Genomic DNA, 18215 nt, shown 5'->3' with positions numbered 1-18215 from the left:
TTGCTTACGGTTCAGTCTTCGTCACTGTGCAGCCGCCGTCGAACCGACAGCAGCTCCACCTCGGGACGCGCGGCGATCAGCCGCTCGCACCGGTCCAGTACATCTGTGAGGTGTCCGGTGTCCCCGGAGACCACGGCAAGACCGATCTCGGCCCTGCGATGGAGATCCTGCCCGCCCGTCTCCGCCGCACTCACCGCGAACTTGCGTTGCAGCTCGGCGACGATCGGACGGACGATGGAGCGTTTCTCCTTCAACGACCGTACGTCGCCGAGGAGCAGATCGAAGGACAGTGTCCCCACATACATGTATGTCCGGATGTCCCGCCGGTTCGGGTTCGGAAAGGCCCGGAGGCCACCCCCCGGACCGGCACAGCGTGCCCTGCCGGTACTCGGCCGGGACACCAGAACCGTACCGGAACGGCCGGGGCCGATCGACGGAAATATGACCCGTCGACCGGCCCCGACTGTTGAGGTACGGATCAGCCGCGCGGCTTCTCGCGCATCTCGTACGTCGCGATGACGTCGTCGATCTTGATGTCGTTGAAGTTTCCGAGGTTGATACCGCCCTCGAAGCCTTCGCGGATCTCGGTGACGTCGTCCTTGAAGCGGCGCAGACCGGAGATGTTGAGGCTCTCCGCGATGACCTTGCCATCGCGCAGCAGGCGCGCCTTGGTGTTGCGCTTGACCTCGCCGGACCGGACCAGCACACCGGCGATGTTGCCCAGCTTGGACGAGCGGAAGATCTCGCGGATCTCCGCCGTACCGAGCTCGACCTCTTCGTACTCCGGCTTGAGCATGCCCTTGAGGGCCGCTTCGATCTCTTCGATCGCCTGGTAGATGACCGAGTAGTACCGGACGTCCACGCCTTCGCGCTCGGCCATCTGCGCGGCACGCCCTGCGGCGCGCACGTTGAAGCCGATCACGATGGCGTCGGAGCCGGTCGCCAGGTCGATGTCCGACTCGGTGACCGCACCCACACCGCGGTGCAGGACCCGGATGTCGACCTCTTCACCGACGTCGAGCTGGAGCAGCGAGGACTCGAGAGCCTCCACCGAACCGGACGCGTCGCCCTTGATGATGAGGTTGAGTTCCTGGACCAGACCGGCCTTGAGCGCCTCGTCCAGGTTCTCCAGGGAGAACCGGACACCCTTGCGGGCGAAGTTGGCGTTGCGCTCACGAGCGGCACGCTTCTCGGCGATCTGACGGGCCGTACGGTCCTCGTCGACGACCAGGAAGTTGTCGCCGGCGCCCGGGACGTTGGTGAGACCCAGCACGAGGACGGGGGTCGAGGGACCCGCTTCCTCGACGTTCTCGCCCTTGTCGTCGAGCATCGCGCGGACTCGGCCGTAGGCGTCGCCGACGACCATCGTGTCGCCGACCCGCAGCGTGCCTCGCTGGACCAGGACGGTCGCAACGGCACCGCGGCCGCGGTCGAGGTGGGACTCGATCGCAATACCCTGCGCGTCCTGCTCCGGGTTGGCCCGCAGGTCGAGCGAGGCGTCGGCGGTGAGGACGACGGCCTCCAGCAGTGCCTCGATGTTGAGGCCCTGCTTGGCGGAGATGTCGACGAACATCGTGTCGCCGCCGTACTCCTCGGCCACCAGACCGAACTCGGTGAGCTGACCGCGCACCTTGGTCGGGTCGGCACCCTCGACGTCGATCTTGTTGACCGCGACCACGATCGGCACCTCGGCCGCCTTGGCGTGGTTCAGCGCCTCGATCGTCTGGGGCATCACACCGTCGTTGGCCGCCACCACGAGGATCGCGATGTCGGTCGACTTCGCACCACGTGCACGCATGGCGGTGAACGCCTCGTGACCCGGGGTGTCGATGAAGGTGATCCGGCGGTCCTCGCCGTTGACCTCGGAGGAGACCTGGTACGCACCGATGTGCTGCGTGATGCCGCCGGCCTCGCCCGCAACGACGTTCGTCTTGCGGATCGCGTCCAGCAGTCGGGTCTTACCGTGGTCGACGTGACCCATGACGGTCACGACCGGCGGACGCGAGACCAGGGCCTCTTCGCCGCCCTCGTCCTCGCCGAACTCGATGTCGAAGGACTCGAGCAGCTCGCGGTCCTCCTCCTCGGGGCTGACGATCTCCAGGACGTAGTTCATCTCGTCCGCGAGAAGCCGGAGCGTCTCGTCGGAGACGGACTGCGTCGCCGTGACCATCTCGCCGAGGTTCATCATCACGGCGACGAGCGACGCCGGGTTGGCGTTGATCTTCTCCGCGAAGTCGGTGAGCGAGGCACCGCGCGACAGCCGGACAGCCTGTCCGTTGCCGCGAGGCAGCATGACGCCGCCGACCGACGGGGCCTGCATGGCCTCGTACTCCTGGCGCCTCTGCCGCTTCGACTTGCGACCACGACGCGCCGGACCGCCGGGACGGCCGAACGCACCCTGTGTGCCACCACGGCCACCGGGGCCGCCGGGACGTCCACCGAAGCCGGGACGACCGCCGAAGCCGCCGCCACCACCGGGACGGCCTGCGCCGCCACCGCCACCGGGACCACCGGGACGACCGGCGAAGCCGCCGCCACCGCCACCGGGACCGGCCGGACGGCCTGCGAAGCCGCCGCCACCGGGACGGCCAGCGCCGCCACCGCCACCGGGACGACCGCCGCCGCCACCGGGACCGCGGCCACCGCCGGGGCCACCGCCGGGACGCGGACCCGCAGCGGGACGCTGCGGCATCATGCCGGGGTTCGGACGGTTACCGGACGGGGCACCGCCCGGACGGGGAGCCTGCGGACGGGGCATGCCGCCGGGGCTCGGACGTGCGCCACCCTGACCCTGCGGGCGCGGGGCGCCACCGGGGCCGCCCTGCGGACGCGGGGCGCCGGGGCGCTCCTGACCGCCACCGGGGCGCGGGGCGCCACCGGGCCGGGGGGCCTGGGGACGCGCCATGCCGGTGGAGCCACCGGAGGTGAAGGGGTTGTTGCCCGGACGGGGACCCGCCGGACGTGCGCCACCGGGGCGCGGGGCGCCCTGGCCGGCGGGACGTGCGGGGCGGTCGCCGCCACGCTCGCCACCGCGGCCGCCGTCACGCTGACCGCCCTCACGCTGACCACCGTCGCGGCCGCCGTCACGCTGACCGCCGGCCGGAGCCGGACGGGAGGCGGGACGCGGGCCGGGGGTGGCGCCTGCGGGGCGGGGGGCCTGCTGCTGCGCGGGCGCGGCCTGCTGAGCCGGAGCCGGTGCCGAGAACTCGGCAGCGGGGACCGGAGTCACCGGGGCGGGCTTGGGCGCGGGCTTCGGGCCCGGACGCGGGCCGGACGACGGCGCGGAAGGCGCTGCCGGTGCGGTGCTCGCGGGGGTGCTGCTCGCCGGGGCCTCGGCCGCGGCCGGCTTGGGAGCCGGGGCGCCGGGCTTCGGGGCAGCGGGACGTGCCGCGGCGGCCGGGGAGGGCGCTGCGGGCTTTACGGGCGCGGCCTTGCGGGGCGCGCCGGGCTTGGCAGCGGACTTGCCGGCGTTGCCGCCGGGCCCCTGCAGTGCGTCAGTCAACTTGCGTACAACCGGCGCCTCGATCGTCGAGGACGCCGAACGGACGAATTCACCGAGTTCTTGGAGCTTGGCCATGACGACCTTGCTCTCGACGCCGAACTCCTTGGCGAGTTCGTATACCCGGACCTTAGCCACTTCGCTCCTTTTAGGTCCGGGTTACCGCCGGACCGTCGCTACTTCATGGGCGTACTCATCGCGTACTCATCGAGTGCTCATCGCAATCTCGACCTACTTCCAACTCGCGAGGTACCTGACCGCACGGGGACCCGTGCCGTTCACTTTCCTACGGTGTCACCCGCTCGACGAACCGCTGCAGTGCGGCGGAGTCGAACGGCCCCTTGGCCTTGAAGGCCCGGGGGAATGCCCGGCGGCGAACCGCCAGGTCGAGACAGACAGATGCGGGGTGCACATAAGCACCCCGGCCGGGCAGCGTACCGCGTGGATCAGGGACGCATACTCCCTCGTCCACCACGATGCGCAACAGCTCGCTCTTGGCCACTCGCTCCCGGCATCCCACACAGGTTCGCTCGGGGCAAGCGCGGGCTTGCGTCCGGCCAGACACGGTTAAGTCTACCTCCCCGTAACGACCCCACCCCTTTGGGGCAAGAATCGAACGGATGTTGTCGTGATCTCAGCGGCTTGCCACCCAGATCTATTCCTTCGAGCGGGTCCGGGTCAACGCCTTTCCGAGCGCTCCCGGGCCCGCTCGGCCCGCTCGCGGTCGGCGATGTCGCGCTCGGCGTCCGTCTCGGTGTCCGGCCGGATGTCGATGCGCCAGCCGGTGAGACGGGCGGCGAGACGGGCGTTCTGCCCCTCCTTGCCGATCGCCAGCGACAGCTGGTAGTCCGGGACGGTGACCCGTGCGGACCGGGCGCCGAGGTCCACGACCTCCACCTCGCTCACCCGGGCGGGCGACAGGGCGTTGGCGACCATCTCGGCCGGGTCGTCCGACCAGTCCACGATGTCGATCTTCTCGCCGTGCAGCTCGGCCATGACATTGCGCACACGGCCGCCCATCGGGCCGATGCAGGCGCCCTTGGGGTTGAGGCCGGAACGGGTCGAACGGACCGCGATCTTCGTACGGTGGCCGGCCTCGCGGGCGATCGCGCAGATCTCGACGGAACCGTCGGCGATCTCCGGGACCTCCAGTGCGAAGAGCTTCTTCACCAGGTTGGGGTGGGTGCGCGACAGCGTCACGGACGGACCGCGCACGCCCTTCGCCACCCGTACGACGTACGTGCGAAGGCGCAGGCCGTGGGTGTACTCCTCGCCCGGCACCTGCTCCTGCACCGGCAGGATCGCTTCCATCTTGCCGATGTCGACCAGGACGTTCTTCGGGTCCTTGCCCTGCTGGACGACGCCGGTGACGACATCCCCCTCGTGGCCGGCGTACTCGCCGAAGGTCTTGTCGTCCTCCGCGTCACGCAGCCGCTGCATGATGACCTGCTTGGCGGTGGACGCGGCGATACGGCCGAAGTCGGACGGGGTGTCGTCGAACTCCTTGGCCTCCTGGCCCTCTTCGAGGTCGGCCGGGTCCTCCTTCGCCCACACCGTGACGTGGCCGGAGTCGTCCAGCTTCACGCGTGCCCGGCGGTGGCTGTGGGGGGTGTGGTGGTACGCGATGAGGAGGGCCGATTCGATCGCCCCGACGAGCACCTCGAAGGGGATCTCCTTGCTCTGCGCCAAGCCCTTCAGAAGCTTCACATCGATGTCCACGGCTACGCCTCCTCTTCCTTCTTGTCCTTGCGGTTGAATTCGATCTCCACGCGCGCCTTGGCGATGTCGGCGAAGGCGACCCGGCGGGACGTGGGCCTGCGGCCCTTGACGCCCGGCACTTCGAGGTCGAGTCCTTCGTCGTCGACGGCCAGGATGCGGGCGACCAGCTCGTCGGCGCCCGCTGCGGCGGACAGCTGGAACCTGGCCAGCCTGCCGGTGGCGCGTACGTAGTGGCGGTGCTCGGTCAGCGGGCGGTCGGCGCCCGGAGAGCTCACTTCGAGGACGTACTCGTCCTCGCCCATCGCGTCGGTCTCGTCGAGCTTCTCGGAGATCTCGCGGCTCAGCTCGGCGCAGGTGTCGAGCTCCACGCCCTCGTCGGAATCCACGATGATCCGCAGCACGCGACGGCGGCCTGCCCGGGAAACCTCGATCTCTTCGAGATCCAGCTGCTTCGCGCTGACGAGTGGTTCGAGCAGTCCGCGCAGCCTCTCGCTCTGGGTGGTGCTCATCCGGGTGACTCCTCGGCCGCGTGTGCTGTTGTGGGGATCGTCGTGCGTCAGGTCAAAGGGTATCCGGTCCCGAGGGGTGTTGCCGTCCGCCGGCCCCGCCTCCCGCGGGTACGCTCGCCTGCGGTGATCACTTCAGGACAGATCCGGTCAGGACCGGTCCCGGCTCGAAGGAGAAAAGTGCGGCGCACGGGGACGACGCGCAGGGGGGCGCTCACCGCGACGGGGGTGCTGGCGGCGGGAGCGGTGCTGGCCGGCTGCGGGGGCGACAGCGCAACCGGGGGCCGCGGGGGCGCCGTGAGTGCCGCGGCGGTGCGGGCCGAACGGACCCGGCGGGCGACGGCCGCCCGGACCGGTGCCGAGCTGCTCGCCCGGTACGAGGACGTCGCCACGGCCCACCCGGCGACCGCGGCGGGGCTCGCCCCCCTGCGGGCGGCCGTGGGGGAACACGTGAAGGCCCTCCTGGAGGGCGCCGGGAAGGCGCAGTCGCTCTCCTTCGTCAGGACGCCCCCCGGGACCGACGCGAGGAGTGCGCTGAAGGAGCTGGCCGCGGCCGAACGGCGGGCGGCCGACGCGCACACCAAGGCGCTGCTGACGGCGGAGCCGGAGCTGGCCCGGCTGCTGGCCTCGGTCGCCGCGGCCTGCGCGGCCCACGCGTATCTGCTCACCGAACTGGCCAAGGAGACCTCGTCATGACCACGCAGGCCGGCAACGAGGACAAGCCCGCACCCGCCCTGACCGCCGCACAGGCCGCGCTCGCCGCGGAGCACGCCGCGGTGTACGGCTACGGGGCGCTGGGCGGCCGGGTCGCCGGCAAGCGGCGCGGCGAGGCCGGGGCGGCGCACGACGGCCACCGGGCCCGCCGTGACGCACTGGTACGCACCGTGCGTGACCTGGGCGGTACGCCGGTCGCGGCGGACGCCGCGTACGCTCTGCCGTTCGCGGTGGCGGACTCGGCGTCGGCGGTGCGGCTGGCCGCGGTGCTGGAGGACCGGGTCGCCGGTGTCTACTCCGATCTCGTACGCGCCGCCGAGGGGCCGTTGCGGCGGGAGGCCGCGGGCGCCCTGCGCGAGGCCGCGGTGCGCGCGGCCCGCTGGCGGGGCAGCGGCGTAGCCTTTCCTGGGCTTGCCGAGCGGGCCACCGGCCGCGAACCGGCCGCGTCGGCACCCGTGGAGGCCGCCGGGGCCGACGGGACGCACTGAAGAAGGCTCTGAAAGGGAACAAGGCAGGTATGGGTTTCGAACCGCCGCAGCGTCTGGTGCGAGCGCTCGGCGAGATGTACGGGGACGCTGTCGCCGCCGACTGGCTCGGCCGGCTCCCCGCACTCACCGAGGAGGCACTGACCGGGAACGGACGGGATCTGTCCGTCGAACGGGCGGTCGCCCCCGGTGGACGCAGCGGTCTGGTGCTGCTGGTCCGGCGGCCCGACGGGACCCCGGCCGTGCTGAAGATCGCCCCGTCGGCGGCCGGGCCCGAGCACGAACGGGCGGCGCTGGCCCACTGGAACGGCTGGGGCGCGGTACAGCTCCTGGACCTTCCGGGCGCCGACGCGGCACCGCCCGGCGGGCTGCTGCTGGAGCGGCTGCACCACGAGGTGTCGCTGCGTTCGCTGCCGGAGGCGAAGGCCCTGCTGGAGGCGGCGGGCACGGTGCGACGGCTGTGGGTCGAACCGCCCGCCGGACACACTTTCGAGACGGTCACCGAGCGGACCGCCCGTCAGGCGGGCCCGATGCGGGCCGCCGCCGAGGCGGACCCGGTACTGGCCCCGCTCGTCTCCGCGGCCCTGGCCGCTCGCGAGGAGTTGGTCGCCCACTCCCCCGAACTCCTGCTGCTGCACGGCAACTTCCGCCAGAGCAAGGTGCTGTCGGGTGAGCGCGCGCCGTGGCTGACGGTCGGACCGGAGCCGCTGGTGGGTGAGCGCGCCTATGACCTGGCACGGCTGGTGCGCGACCGGGTGGAGGATCTGATCGCCTCGCCCGGCGGCCCCGTGACGGCCCGCCGGAGGGTCAAGAAGCTCGCGGAGTCGCTGGATGTGGAGCAGGAACGGCTGCACGGCTGGACGCTGTTCCGGGCAGTGGAGTCGGGGACCCGGGCGCTGGCCGAGGGACGGCGGCAGACCGGCGAGGTGACGCTGGAGTTCGCGGGGTGGCTGTAGGCACCCGCCCCGGCAGGGCGCCGACCGGGGGTGCGCCCCGGCCCGGTGCCCCGCCGGCCGGCGGAATCCGGCCCCGATGCCGCCCGACCGCTGCGAAAGGCCCCCGCGCACCTGAGGTGCGCGGGGGCCTTCGTCGTCCGTGCGGGCGCTTAGATCAGCCCTGGTCGGCGATGAGGCGGGCGATCGCCTCGTCGACGGTCAGCTCCTCGCGCTCGCCGGTGCGGCGGTCCTTCAGTTCCAGGACGCCCTCGGCCGAGCGGCGGCCCGCGACCAGGATCTTCGGTACGCCGATCAGCTCGGCGTCGGTGAACTTCACGCCGGGCGAGACGCCCGCGCGGTCGTCGACCATGACCCGGACGCCGGCCGCGTTGAGCTTCTCGGAGACGTCGAGGGCCAGCTCCGTCTGGAGGGCCTTGCCCGCGGCGACGACGTGGACGTCGGCCGGGGCGATCTCGCGGGGCCAGCACAGGCCCTTGTCGTCGGCGGTCTGCTCGGCGAGCGCGGCCACCGCACGGGAGACGCCGATGCCGTACGAGCCCATCGTCACCCGGACCGGCTTGCCCTGCTGGCCGAGCACGTCGAGCTGGAAGGCGTCGGCGAACTTGCGGCCGAGCTGGAAGATGTGGCCGATCTCGATGGCGCGGTCCAGCTGGAGGCCGGTGCCGCAGTTGGGGCAGGGGTCGCCCGCCTCGACCACGACGACGTCGAGGTAGTCGTCGACCTCGAAGTCGCGGCCCGCGACGACGTTCTTCGCGTGGGTGCCGGGCTTGTTCGCGCCGGTGATCCAGGCGGTGCCCGCGGCGATGCGGGGGTCGGCGATGTAGCGGACCTTCTCCAGACCCTGCGGGCCGACGTAGCCGCGTACCAGGTCGGGGCGGTCCACGAAGTCCTCGGCCGTGACCAGCTCGACCACGGCGGGGGCCAGGTGCTCGCCGAGCTTGCCCAGGTCGACCTCGCGGTCACCGGGGACGCCCACGGCGACGATCTCGCCGTCGATCTTGACCAGGAGGTTCTTCAGGGTGGCGGAGGCCGGGACGCCGAGGTGGGCGGCCAGGGTCTCGATGGTCGGGGTGTCGGGGGTGTCCAGCTCCTCGACGGGGCCGGTCGCGGAGCTGTCGACGGCGGTGGCCCTGAAGGTCACGGCCTCCGTGTTGGCGGCGTAGTCGCAGGCGGGACAGTCGACGAAGGTGTCCTCACCGGCCGGGGCGGGGGCGAGGAACTCCTCGGACGCGGAGCCGCCCATGGCGCCGGAGACGGCGGAGACGATGCGGTGGTCGAGGCCCAGGCGCTCGAAGATCCGGATGTAGGCGTCGCGGTGCAGCTGGTACGACTCGGCCAGACCCTCGTCGGTGGTGTCGAAGGAGTACGAGTCCTTCATCTGGAACTCGCGTCCGCGCAGCACACCGGCGCGGGGGCGGGCCTCGTCGCGGTACTTGGTCTGGATCTGGTAGAGGATCACGGGCAGGTCCTTGTAGGACGAGCACATGTCCTTGACGACCTGGGTGAAGATCTCCTCGTGCGTGGGGCCGAGCAGATAGTCGGCGCCCTTGCGGTCCTTGAGCTTGAAGAGCAGGTCGCCGTACTCCTCGTACCGCCCGCTGGCGTCGTACGCCTCCTTGGGCAGCAGCGCGGGCAGCAGGACCTCCTGGCCGCCGATGGCGTCCATCTCCTCGCGGACGACGCGGGTGATGTTCTCCAGGACCTTCTTGCCCAGGGGCAGCCAGGACCAGATGCCGGCGGCGGTGCGACGGACGTATCCGGCCCGGACGAGCAGCTTGTGGTTGAGCGTCTCGGCGTCCGCCGGGTCGTCGCGCAGTGTCTTGATCATCAATCGGGACATGCGCTGGACCTGGGCCATGGTGAACTCCTGCTCGCAAGGGTGGTGTGGCCGAGATTAGCCGGGCGCCCCGTGCGGGCGGAAATCGATTCGGTCCGGGCGGCGCAGCGGCAGGGGTGCTCCCATCACCGCGTACGGCAGCGGAGCGCTCGGGAAGACCACCTGACGGGCCAGGTCCTGGTAGCCCAGCGCGCGGTACAGACCGCGTGCCGGGCTCTCCGTGTCGATCGCGGAGAGGATGGAGCGGGGGTGGTCGACGGCGTCGGTGATGGTGGTGATCAGCGCCCGGCCGATACCGCGCTGCTGGTGGTCCGGGTGGACATGGAGCTCGGTGATCACGAACGAGTCGTCGAGCCAGCCGTCGGAGCCGGTGGCCCGGAGATAGGGCTCGACGACGGTGGACCACCAGTGGGTGCGGCTGTTGGGCAGGCCGTAGACGAAGCCGACGAGCCGCCCGGTGGGGGTGGTGGCGCCGAGGGCCCGCGCGAAGGGATGGTCCAGGTGTCTGAGGACGATGTGGCGGCGCACGTCGATCTCGTCCTGGCTGAGGCCGAAGGCGACGGCCTGGACGAGCAGGGCTTCGTCGACCCGTGCGGCCAGATCGAGCGGGCCGATCACGATGCCGGGGATTCCGGGGCCGTTCCCGGGGACTGCTGCTGCCATGCGCGAACCCTACTGGCCCGTTCGCACGGTCAGAACAGCACGCTCATGAAGGCGCCGACCTCGCGGAAGCCCACACGGCTGTATGCCTTGCGCGCGGGGGTGTTGTAGTCGTTCACGTACAGGCTGACGACCGGGGCCACATCGGCCAGCGCATGGGCCAGAACGGCCGCCATGCCCGTCTCGGAGAGGCCGCGGCCACGGAATTCGGGAGCGACCCAGACGCCCTGGATCTGGCACGCCCGGGTGGTGGCGGCGCCGATCTCCGCCTTGAAGAGCACCTTGCCGTCCTCGATACGGGCGAAGGAGCGGCCGGAGCCGATCAGTTCGGCGACGCGTGCCTGGTAGAGGAGCCCGCCGTCACCCGCCAGCGGGGAGATCCCGACCTCCTCCGTGAACATCGCCACGCAGGCCGGCATCACGATGTCCATCTCGTCCTTGCGGATGCGGCGCACGAAGGGGTCGGGCGCCACCTCGGCGGACAGGCTCTCGGTGACCATCAGCGGCTGGTTGGCCCGGACCTCGCGGGCGGGGCCCCAGCCGGGTTCCAGCAGGCGCCACAGCTGGGCGGTGGGCCCGGCGGGGCCGACGATCGAGGAGCAGCGGCGGCCGGCCCTGCGGGCACGGTCGGCGAAGGCCCTGACGGCTTCCGGTCCGGCGCAGACGGGGACGAGGTTGGCACCGGAGTAGCAGAGCGAGCGCAGCCTGCCGTCGGCGTACCAGCCCCACATCTCACCGCCGAGGCGCCAGGGATCGAGCCCGGCGACCTGCACGCGCGAGGTCACAAAGGCATTGGCCACGGGCTCGCTCTCCAGGATCGCGAGCGCTGCGTCGAGGTCGCTGGGTTCGAGGACCCGGGTGGTGGTCTGCGTCAACACGAGGGGGCCTCACCATACGGTCTGCTGATTTCCGCACTGTACCGAACAAGGCTGTGGGGCGCCGCTCGCATGCGGGTACGGGACCGGGCGGTGCTCCGGGCACGGGCCCGCCCGGAGACGGCCGCGCCCCGCGGGACACGGGGTCCGGCGGGGCGCGGCAACGGTATTGAGCTGCGGGTCAGCTGATGGAGACCTCGGGTTCGCCGGACGGGATGCCGTCCTTCTCCATCTGCTCGGCGATCTTCAGGGCTTCTTCGATGAGGGTCTCGACGATCTTCGATTCCGGTACGGTCTTGATGACCTCGCCCTTCACGAAGATCTGGCCCTTGCCGTTCCCGGAGGCCACCCCGAGGTCCGCCTCACGGGCCTCACCGGGACCGTTGACGACACAGCCCATCACGGCGACCCGCAGCGGGACCTCCATGCCCTCAAGACCGGCACTGACCTGGTCCGCCAGCTTGTACACATCCACCTGCGCCCGGCCGCACGAGGGGCAGGACACGATCTCCAGCCGCCGCTGCTTCAGGTTCAGCGCCTCCAGGATCTGCAGGCCGACCTTGACCTCCTCGACCGGCGGCGCCGACAGGGACACCCGGATCGTGTCCCCGATGCCCTCCGAGAGCAGCGCGCCGAACGCGACGGCCGACTTGATCGTGCCCTGGAACGCCGGGCCGGCCTCGGTCACACCGAGGTGCAGCGGGTAGTCGCTCTGCGCGGCCAGCTGACGGTAGGCGTTGACCATGACGACCGGGTCGTTGTGCTTCACCGAGATCTTGATGTCGCCGAAGCCGTGCTCCTCGAAGAGCGACGCCTCCCACAGCGCCGACTCCACCAGAGCCTCGGGGGTGGCCTTGCCGTACTTCTTCAGCAGCCGCGCGTCCAGCGAGCCCGCGTTCACACCGATCCGGATCGGCGTACCCGCGTCACCGGCCGCCTTGGCGATCTCCTTGACCTTGTCGTCGAACTGCTTGATGTTGCCCGGGTTCACCCGGACCGCCGCGCAGCCCGCGTCGATCGCCGCGAAGACGTACTTCGGCTGGAAGTGGATGTCAGCGATGACCGGGAGCTGCGACTTCCGTGCGATCGTCGCCAGCGCGTCGGCGTCGTCCTGCGTCGGGCAGGCCACCCGCACGATCTGGCAGCCGGAGGCCGTCAGCTCGGCGATCTGCTGGAGCGTCGCACCGATGTCCGACGTACGCGTCGTCGTCATCGACTGCACGGACACGGGTGCGTCCCCGCCGACCGCGACCGATCCGACCTGGATCTTTCGACTGACCCTTCGGTCGGCGAGCTTGGTCGGAACGGCCGGCATTCCGAGAGAAATCGCAGTCATGCGCTGAGCATCCCCAAGGTGTGGATCAAGGTGCGGATCAAGGTGGGCAGGGGTCCCGGGATCGGCGGGCCCCGGCCTTCGAGGTTACGGCACCGGAGCCGGGGCGGACGCATCACGTCGCCCGGGCAATCCGGTGACGGCCCGCCGGACACCGGGTGTGTGTCCGGCGGCCACCTGAGCGACTGCCGGGGCGGACGGTGCGGTCAGGAGATCTTCACCGGGTTCACGATGTCGGCGACCAGGACCAGCAGGGTGAAGCAGATGAAGATCCCCGCGACGACATAGGCGACCGGCATCAGCTTCGCCACGTCGAACGGGCCCGGGTCGGGACGCTTGAAGACCTTGGCCACATTGCGGCGCACGGCCTCCCACAGGGCGCCCGCGATGTGTCCGCCGTCCAGCGGGAGCAGCGGGAGCATGTTGAACAGGAACAGCGAGAGATTGAATCCGGCCAGCAGGAACAGCATCATCGCGATCTGGTTCTGCGCCGGGACGTCCAGCGTCATCACCTCGCCGCCGATCCTGGCCGCGCCGACCACCCCGACCGGGGAGTCGTCGGCGCGGTCCCCGTCGCCGAAGGCCGCGTCCCAGAGATCCGGGATCTTGGAGGGCAGGGCGATCATCGAGTGGACGCCGTTCTCCATCATGTCGCCCATGCGGTCGACCGAGTCGCCGAAGGAGAGCGGCACGATCTCGGACTGCGCGGCGAAGCCCAGGTAGCCGGCCTTGATGTACTGGTCGGGCACGACCTCGCCGTTGGAGTCCTTCTTCGCCACGGCGTTCTCGCGCAGCACCGCGTGCAGGGTCACTTCCTGACCGTCGCGCCGCACGGTGAGGGTGGCGGGGCCGATGGTCTCGCGGATGCGGTCGGAGAGCGTCGCCCAGTCGTCGACCTTCTTGCCGTCGAAGGCGACGATCCGGTCGCCCTTCTGCAGTCCGGCGGCCTGCGCCGGTGAGACGGGGTCGGACTTCTTGCAGGTGTCGCGCTTGTCGCTCTGCGAGATCACGCACTTCTGGACGCCCGCGACCTCGGTGGTCTGGGTCTGGAAGCCGAAGGTCATCGCCACACCGAGGAAGATCGCGATCGCCAGGACCAGGTTCATGAACGGTCCGGCGAACATCACGATGACGCGCTTCCACGGTTTGCGCGTGTAGAAGAGCCGCGTCTCGTCGCCCGGTTCGAGCTCCTCGAAGGCGGCGGACCTGGCGTCCTCGATCATCCCGCGCCAGGGCGAGGTCGAGCGCGCTTCGATGCGGCCGTCCGGTCCGGGCGGGAACATGCCGATCATGCGGATGTAGCCGCCCGCCGGGATGGCCTTGATCCCGTACTCGGTGTCGCCCTTCTTCCGCGACCAGACGGTCGGGCCGAAGCCGACCATGTACTGCGGTACCCGGATGCCGAAGAGTTTGGCGGTCGAGAGGTGTCCCAGCTCGTGCCAGGCGATCGAGAACAACAGGCCCACGGCGAAGATGACGATCCCCAGGATCGTCAACAGGATCGTGGTCAGACTCATGCGCGCGCCTCCGCTGTCGCTTTCGCCGAGAGTTCCCGGGCCCGGGCACGGGCCCAGGTCTCCGCATCGAGGACGTCCGCGACCGTCAGCGAAGTTCCCGGGGCAGGGGTGCCGTGTTCGGACACCACAGCGGTGACGGTATCCATGATTCCGTTGAAGGGAAGCCGTCCTGCGAGGAATGCGTCCACGCACTCCTCGTTCGCGGCGTTGAAGACCGCGGGCGCGGTGCCGCCGAGCGTACCGACGTGCCTGGCGAGACCGACGGACGGGAAAGCCTCGTTGTCCAGCGGGTAGAACTCCCAGCTGGCCGCCTTCGACCAGTCGAAGGCCGGTGCGGCGTCCGGGATGCGCTGCGGCCAGCCGAGGCCGATGGCGATCGGGCCGCGCATGTCCGGCGGGGTGGCCTGGGCGAGCGTGGAGCCGTCGGTGAACTCCACCATGGAATGGACGTACGACTGCGGGTGGACCACGACCTCGATCCGGTCGAACGGAATGTCGTAGAGGAGATGCGCCTCGATGACCTCCAGTCCCTTGTTGACCAGGGTCGCGGAGTTGATCGTGATGACCGGGCCCATGGCCCAGGTCGGGTGGGCGAGGGCCTGTTCCCGGGTGACGTCGGCCAGATCGCTCCGCGTGCGTCCCCGGAAGGGGCCGCCGGACGCGGTGACGACGAGCTTGCGGACATCGGCGCGGGTCCCGGCGGCCAGCGCCTGGAAGAGCGCGGCGTGCTCGGAGTCGACCGGAATGATCTGGCCGGGGGCGGCGAGCGCCTTCACCAGCGGGCCGCCGACGATCAGCGACTCCTTGTTGGCGAGGGCGAGGGTGCGGCCCGCCTCCAGGGCGGCGAGGGTCGGGGCGAGCCCGATGGAGCCGGTGATCCCGTTCAGCACGGTGTGGCAGTCGCTCGCGGCGAGCCGGGTGGCCGCCTCGGGTCCGGCCAGGATCTCGGGGAGGGGCTCGTCGGCCCCGTACCGCTCCCGCAGGGCCTCGCGCAGGGCCGGTACCGCGTCCTCGGCGGCGACCGCCACCGTACGCACCCGCAGTTTCCGCGCCTGCTCGGCAAGGAGGGCGACCCGGCCGCCCGCGGCCGAGAGCGCGGTGACGCGGAAGCGGTCGGGGTTGCGCAGCACCAGGTCGATGGCCTGGGTGCCGATGGACCCGGTGGAGCCGAGGATCACGAGATCCCGGCGTCCTTCAGCGGCGTCGAAGACGAGATGCGGGTCGGCGAGGGGGGCAGGGCTGTCGCTCATGCCCCCCATTGTTGCCGCTTCACCTGTGTGGTCGGACAGTGCGTCCCGATCCGCTGTGCGCGGCGCGGGGATTCCGCTGCGCGCCCGCCGTCCGCTCCGTTCCGCGGCCGCGGGTGGCGCAGCGGGACCGGAGCGGGCCGCCGGGCTCCGCGGCGGCGGTCAGACGGGGGTCTCGATGCCGAACCTCAGCCGCAGCTGTTCCATGTCGTGGCGGTCGCGGTCGGCCGGTTCGTACCCCTGGTGGAACAGCGCCTGCTGCTCGGCCGAGATGCAGCGCACCTCGGTGCCCCCGATGGTGCCGGTGACGAAGCACTCGGCCGGGTAGTGGTAGGGCTCGGCGGGGTCGAGCGAGGACTGGAGCGCGGAGCCGTCGGGGGCGAACTCCAACGGATGCAGGTCGATCTCCAGCCCCGACGGGTGGCTGAGGACGAAGCGCGCGGGACGCCAGTCCAGCGTCTCGGTGTAGCCGGCCGCCGTCAGCACGGCGACGACGGCGGGCTCCTGGTCACGGTGGTGCAGCAGGTCGACGTCGCGGTGCTCACGGGTCTGCTCGCCGAGCAGGGCATCGACGCCCCAGCCTCCGGCGAGCACCACCTCCGTGCCCGCACGGTGCAGCAGTTCGAGGATGGACAGCAGATCGTCACGGGACATCATGGACACGAGGCTAACTGATCGTTTCAGAATGAGATCGGTGTAGTGGCTTGGCAGTTGGACGTTGGGTCGGCAGGATCTGGTGGGTGTCTGCTGACCTTGTGCCTGATGACCTGTGGGAACGCATAGCTCCGCTGCTTCCGGTTCGTCCGCCTCGGCGGCACCGGTATCCCGGGCGGCTGCCGGCCAATGACCGTGCTGCTCTGCGGGGCATCGTTTACGTGCTGCGCAAGAGTGTGAGCTGGCGGGACGTTCCCGCGGAGCTGGTGGGCTGCAGCGGGGTGACGGCCTGGCGGCGCCTGCGGGACTGGACCGAAGCCGGCGTATGGCCCCGCCTGCACGAGGTTCTCCTGGCGGAACTACGTAAAGAGGGCCTGCTGGAGATGGACGACGCCTCGATCGACGGCTCGCACGTCAGGGCCCTCAAAGGGGGACTCACACCGGACCTTCGCCGGTCGACCGGGCCCGGCCCGGCAGCAAGCACCACTTGATCGTCGACCGGCACGGAACTCCGCTCGCCGTCTCTCTGACCAGCGGGAACCGCCACGACGTCACCCAGCTCATGCCCCTGCTGGACGCCATACCCCACATTCGCGGACTGCGCGGCCGGCCACGCCACCGACCCCGGCGACTGTTCGCCGACCGCGGGTACGACTACGACAAATACCGCCGTCTCGTCCGCGCACGTGGGATCACACCCAAGATCGCCCGCCGCGGCACCCCGCACGGCTCAGGACTGGGCAAGACCCGGTGGGTCGTCGAGCGCACCTTCGCCTGGCTCCACCAGTTCAAAAGACTCCGCATCCGTTACGAGATACGAGCCGACCTCCACCTCGGGCTACTCCAACTCGCCTGCAGCATCATCTGCTTGAGGCGACTCCGGACCTCATTCTGAAACGATCAGTAAGGGCTGTCCGCGGCCGACGGGCCCGGTTATTTTCGCTCCGCGGCGAACCCGGCGAAGGTCTCGTGGAACTCCGGGAACGTCTTGCGTACGCAGCCGGGGTCGTCGAACGTCAGACCCGGCGTCCGCAGTCCGGCGACCGCGAACGACATGACGATGCGGTGGTCTCCGTGGGTGGCTATCTCGGTGGGGCGGGGGGTGCCGGGGTGGATCTCGATCCAGTCGTGTCCCGTGTGGACGGTGATGCCCATGCGGCGCAGGTTCTCGGCGCACGCCTCCAGCCGGTCGCACTCCTTGACCCGGGTGTTGGCGACGTCCTCGATCCGCACCGGTGCGTCGGCGAAGGGTGCGATGGCGGCCAGGGTCGGCATCGTGTCGGAGATGTCGCGCATGTTGACGGTGAGCCCGCGCAGGGTGCCGTCGGAGCGGACGGTCGTGGCGTCGGCCGTGGTGCGGACCTCGGCGCCCATCCGGCGCAGGACGTCGACGAAGCGCAGGTCGCCCTGGAGTGCTCCGGTGCCGAGCCCGGGGACGGTGACCTCACGGCCCGAGAGGGCCGCCGCGGCGAAGAAGTAGCTCGCGGTGGAGGCGTCGGGTTCGACGGCGTAGGTGGTGGCCCGGTAGCCGCCGGACGGGACGGTGAAGGTGTTCCCCTCCCTGGCGGCCTCGGCCCCGAAGGCGCGCATCATCGCGAGGGTGATCTCGATGTACGGCGCCGAGACCAGCTCGGTGACCTCGATGCGCAGGCCCTCGGCGGTGAGCGGGCCGAGCATCAGCAGGGCGGTGAGGTACTGGGAGGACTCCCCCGCGTCCAGGGTCAGTTCGCCGCCCCTGACGCCACCGGCGTGGATGCGCAGCGGGTGGTGGCCCTCGGCCTCGTCGTGCCGCAGGTCCACGCCGAGGGTGCGCAGGGCCCCGGTGAGCGGGGCGAGCGGCCGGCGGCGCATCTGCGCGGAGGCGTCGAAGCGGTAGGTGCCCCCGGCGGCGGCGGAGACGAGCGTCGGCAGGAAGCGGGCGGTGGTGGCTCCGTCGCGGCAGTGGACGTCGGCGTCGGTGGCGGCGGGTCCGGCCGGGCGGCCTTCGACGTGCCAGCGGTCCGGCTCCCGGGTGACCGCGTATCCGAGGCGGGTCAGCCCTTCGGTGAAGCCCTCGGTGTCGTCCGAACGCAGGGGGCGCACGAGGGTGGTGGTGCCGTCCGCCGCGGCGGCCAGGAACAGGGCGCGCGCGGTGACGGACTTGGAGCCGGGGATGTGGATGACGGTCACGGTCCCCCATCCTGCCGTGCGCCGGGCGGCCGGGCGGGGCGCGT

Annotated in this window: 17 protein-coding genes; 4 read left to right on the top strand and 13 right to left on the bottom strand. The window is 70.9% G+C overall.

Features of this window, described 5'->3' with window-relative positions:
• Positions 1–11: 11 nt before the first annotated feature.
• The 5 genes from OG251_RS29865 to rimP all read right to left on the bottom strand — a co-directional run bounded on the left by OG251_RS29865 (position 12) and on the right by rimP (position 5727).
• Positions 12–305, bottom strand: coding sequence for a DUF503 domain-containing protein (locus OG251_RS29865; protein WP_266802363.1), 294 nt, complete (start codon positions 303–305; stop codon positions 12–14).
• 173 nt (positions 306–478) lie between these two features.
• Positions 479–3637: a translation initiation factor IF-2 gene (infB, locus tag OG251_RS29860; protein ID WP_326679999.1), complete on the bottom strand. Its 3159-nt coding sequence runs from the start codon at positions 3635–3637 to the stop codon at positions 479–481.
• A gap of 148 nt (positions 3638–3785) precedes the next feature.
• The gene (locus tag OG251_RS29855) at positions 3786–4064 is read right to left on the bottom strand and encodes a YlxR family protein (protein ID WP_266802365.1); all 279 of its coding nucleotides are present in this window, start codon (positions 4062–4064) and stop codon (positions 3786–3788) included.
• Positions 4065–4177: 113 nt separating this feature from the next.
• Complete coding sequence (nusA, locus tag OG251_RS29850; RefSeq protein ID WP_073726694.1) at positions 4178–5218, bottom strand: transcription termination factor NusA; 1041 nt, start codon at positions 5216–5218, stop codon at positions 4178–4180.
• A gap of 2 nt (positions 5219–5220) precedes the next feature.
• Complete coding sequence (gene rimP, locus OG251_RS29845; protein ID WP_326679998.1) at positions 5221–5727, bottom strand: ribosome maturation factor RimP; 507 nt, start codon at positions 5725–5727, stop codon at positions 5221–5223.
• Between the two features lie 177 nt (positions 5728–5904).
• Between rimP and OG251_RS29840 the strand changes: the two genes are divergently transcribed.
• The 3 genes from OG251_RS29840 to OG251_RS29830 are packed head-to-tail and all read left to right on the top strand — an operon-like array spanning position 5905 to position 7879.
• Positions 5905–6420, top strand: coding sequence for a hypothetical protein (locus OG251_RS29840; protein ID WP_326679997.1), 516 nt, complete (start codon positions 5905–5907; stop codon positions 6418–6420).
• Complete coding sequence (locus OG251_RS29835) at positions 6417–6926, top strand: ferritin-like domain-containing protein (RefSeq protein WP_326679996.1); 510 nt, start codon at positions 6417–6419, stop codon at positions 6924–6926. The genes OG251_RS29840 and OG251_RS29835 overlap by 4 nt, the downstream gene beginning before the upstream one ends.
• Positions 6927–6955: 29 nt before the next feature.
• On the top strand, positions 6956–7879 hold the full coding sequence (locus OG251_RS29830; RefSeq protein ID WP_326679995.1) for an aminoglycoside phosphotransferase family protein: 924 nt from the start codon (positions 6956–6958) through the stop codon (positions 7877–7879).
• A 154-nt stretch (positions 7880–8033) separates the two neighbouring features.
• Here OG251_RS29830 and OG251_RS29825 read toward each other — a convergent pair whose 3' ends face one another.
• The 7 genes from OG251_RS29825 to OG251_RS29795 all read right to left on the bottom strand — a co-directional run bounded on the left by OG251_RS29825 (position 8034) and on the right by OG251_RS29795 (position 16005).
• Positions 8034–9737 (bottom strand): proline--tRNA ligase, encoded by a 1704-nt coding sequence (locus OG251_RS29825; protein ID WP_326679994.1) that lies wholly within the window; start codon positions 9735–9737, stop codon positions 8034–8036.
• Positions 9738–9773: 36 nt separating this feature from the next.
• Complete coding sequence (locus OG251_RS29820) at positions 9774–10379, bottom strand: GNAT family N-acetyltransferase (RefSeq protein WP_326679993.1); 606 nt, start codon at positions 10377–10379, stop codon at positions 9774–9776.
• 29 nt (positions 10380–10408) lie between these two features.
• Entirely contained in the window at positions 10409–11251 is an 843-nt protein-coding gene (locus OG251_RS29815) for a GNAT family N-acetyltransferase (protein ID WP_326681465.1), read from the bottom strand.
• Between the two features lie 181 nt (positions 11252–11432).
• The gene (ispG, locus tag OG251_RS29810) at positions 11433–12587 is read right to left on the bottom strand and encodes a flavodoxin-dependent (E)-4-hydroxy-3-methylbut-2-enyl-diphosphate synthase (RefSeq protein ID WP_073726742.1); all 1155 of its coding nucleotides are present in this window, start codon (positions 12585–12587) and stop codon (positions 11433–11435) included.
• Positions 12588–12790: 203 nt separating this feature from the next.
• Positions 12791–14101, bottom strand: coding sequence for a M50 family metallopeptidase (locus OG251_RS29805; RefSeq protein ID WP_326679992.1), 1311 nt, complete (start codon positions 14099–14101; stop codon positions 12791–12793).
• Positions 14098–15351 (bottom strand): 1-deoxy-D-xylulose-5-phosphate reductoisomerase, encoded by a 1254-nt coding sequence (gene dxr, locus OG251_RS29800; protein WP_326679991.1) that lies wholly within the window; start codon positions 15349–15351, stop codon positions 14098–14100. Before dxr ends, OG251_RS29805 begins: the two co-directional genes overlap by 4 nt.
• 159 nt (positions 15352–15510) lie before the next feature.
• Positions 15511–16005, bottom strand: coding sequence for a nucleotidyltransferase domain-containing protein (locus OG251_RS29795; RefSeq protein WP_326679990.1), 495 nt, complete (start codon positions 16003–16005; stop codon positions 15511–15513).
• A gap of 83 nt (positions 16006–16088) precedes the next feature.
• On the opposite strand from OG251_RS29795, the gene OG251_RS29790 reads away from it, so the two are divergent.
• Positions 16089–16897, top strand: a protein-coding gene (locus OG251_RS29790; protein ID WP_326679989.1) for an IS5 family transposase whose coding sequence is annotated in 2 segments (ribosomal slippage) — positions 16089–16428 and positions 16428–16897 — 810 coding nt in all. Because the reading frame shifts where the segments join, the coding sequence is not laid out codon by codon here.
• A 38-nt stretch (positions 16898–16935) separates the two neighbouring features.
• Here OG251_RS29790 and aroA read toward each other — a convergent pair.
• Positions 16936–18171, bottom strand: coding sequence for a 3-phosphoshikimate 1-carboxyvinyltransferase (gene aroA, locus OG251_RS29785; RefSeq protein WP_326679988.1), 1236 nt, complete (start codon positions 18169–18171; stop codon positions 16936–16938).
• Between the last annotated feature and the right edge of the window lie 44 nt (positions 18172–18215).

Origin of the sequence: Streptomyces sp. NBC_01237 (assembly GCF_035917275.1) — a bacterium.
Classification (GTDB): domain Bacteria; phylum Actinomycetota; class Actinomycetes; order Streptomycetales; family Streptomycetaceae; genus Streptomyces.
Note: the sequence above shows the minus strand (reverse complement) of the source record. Positions and strands in the feature narration are given on the sequence as shown.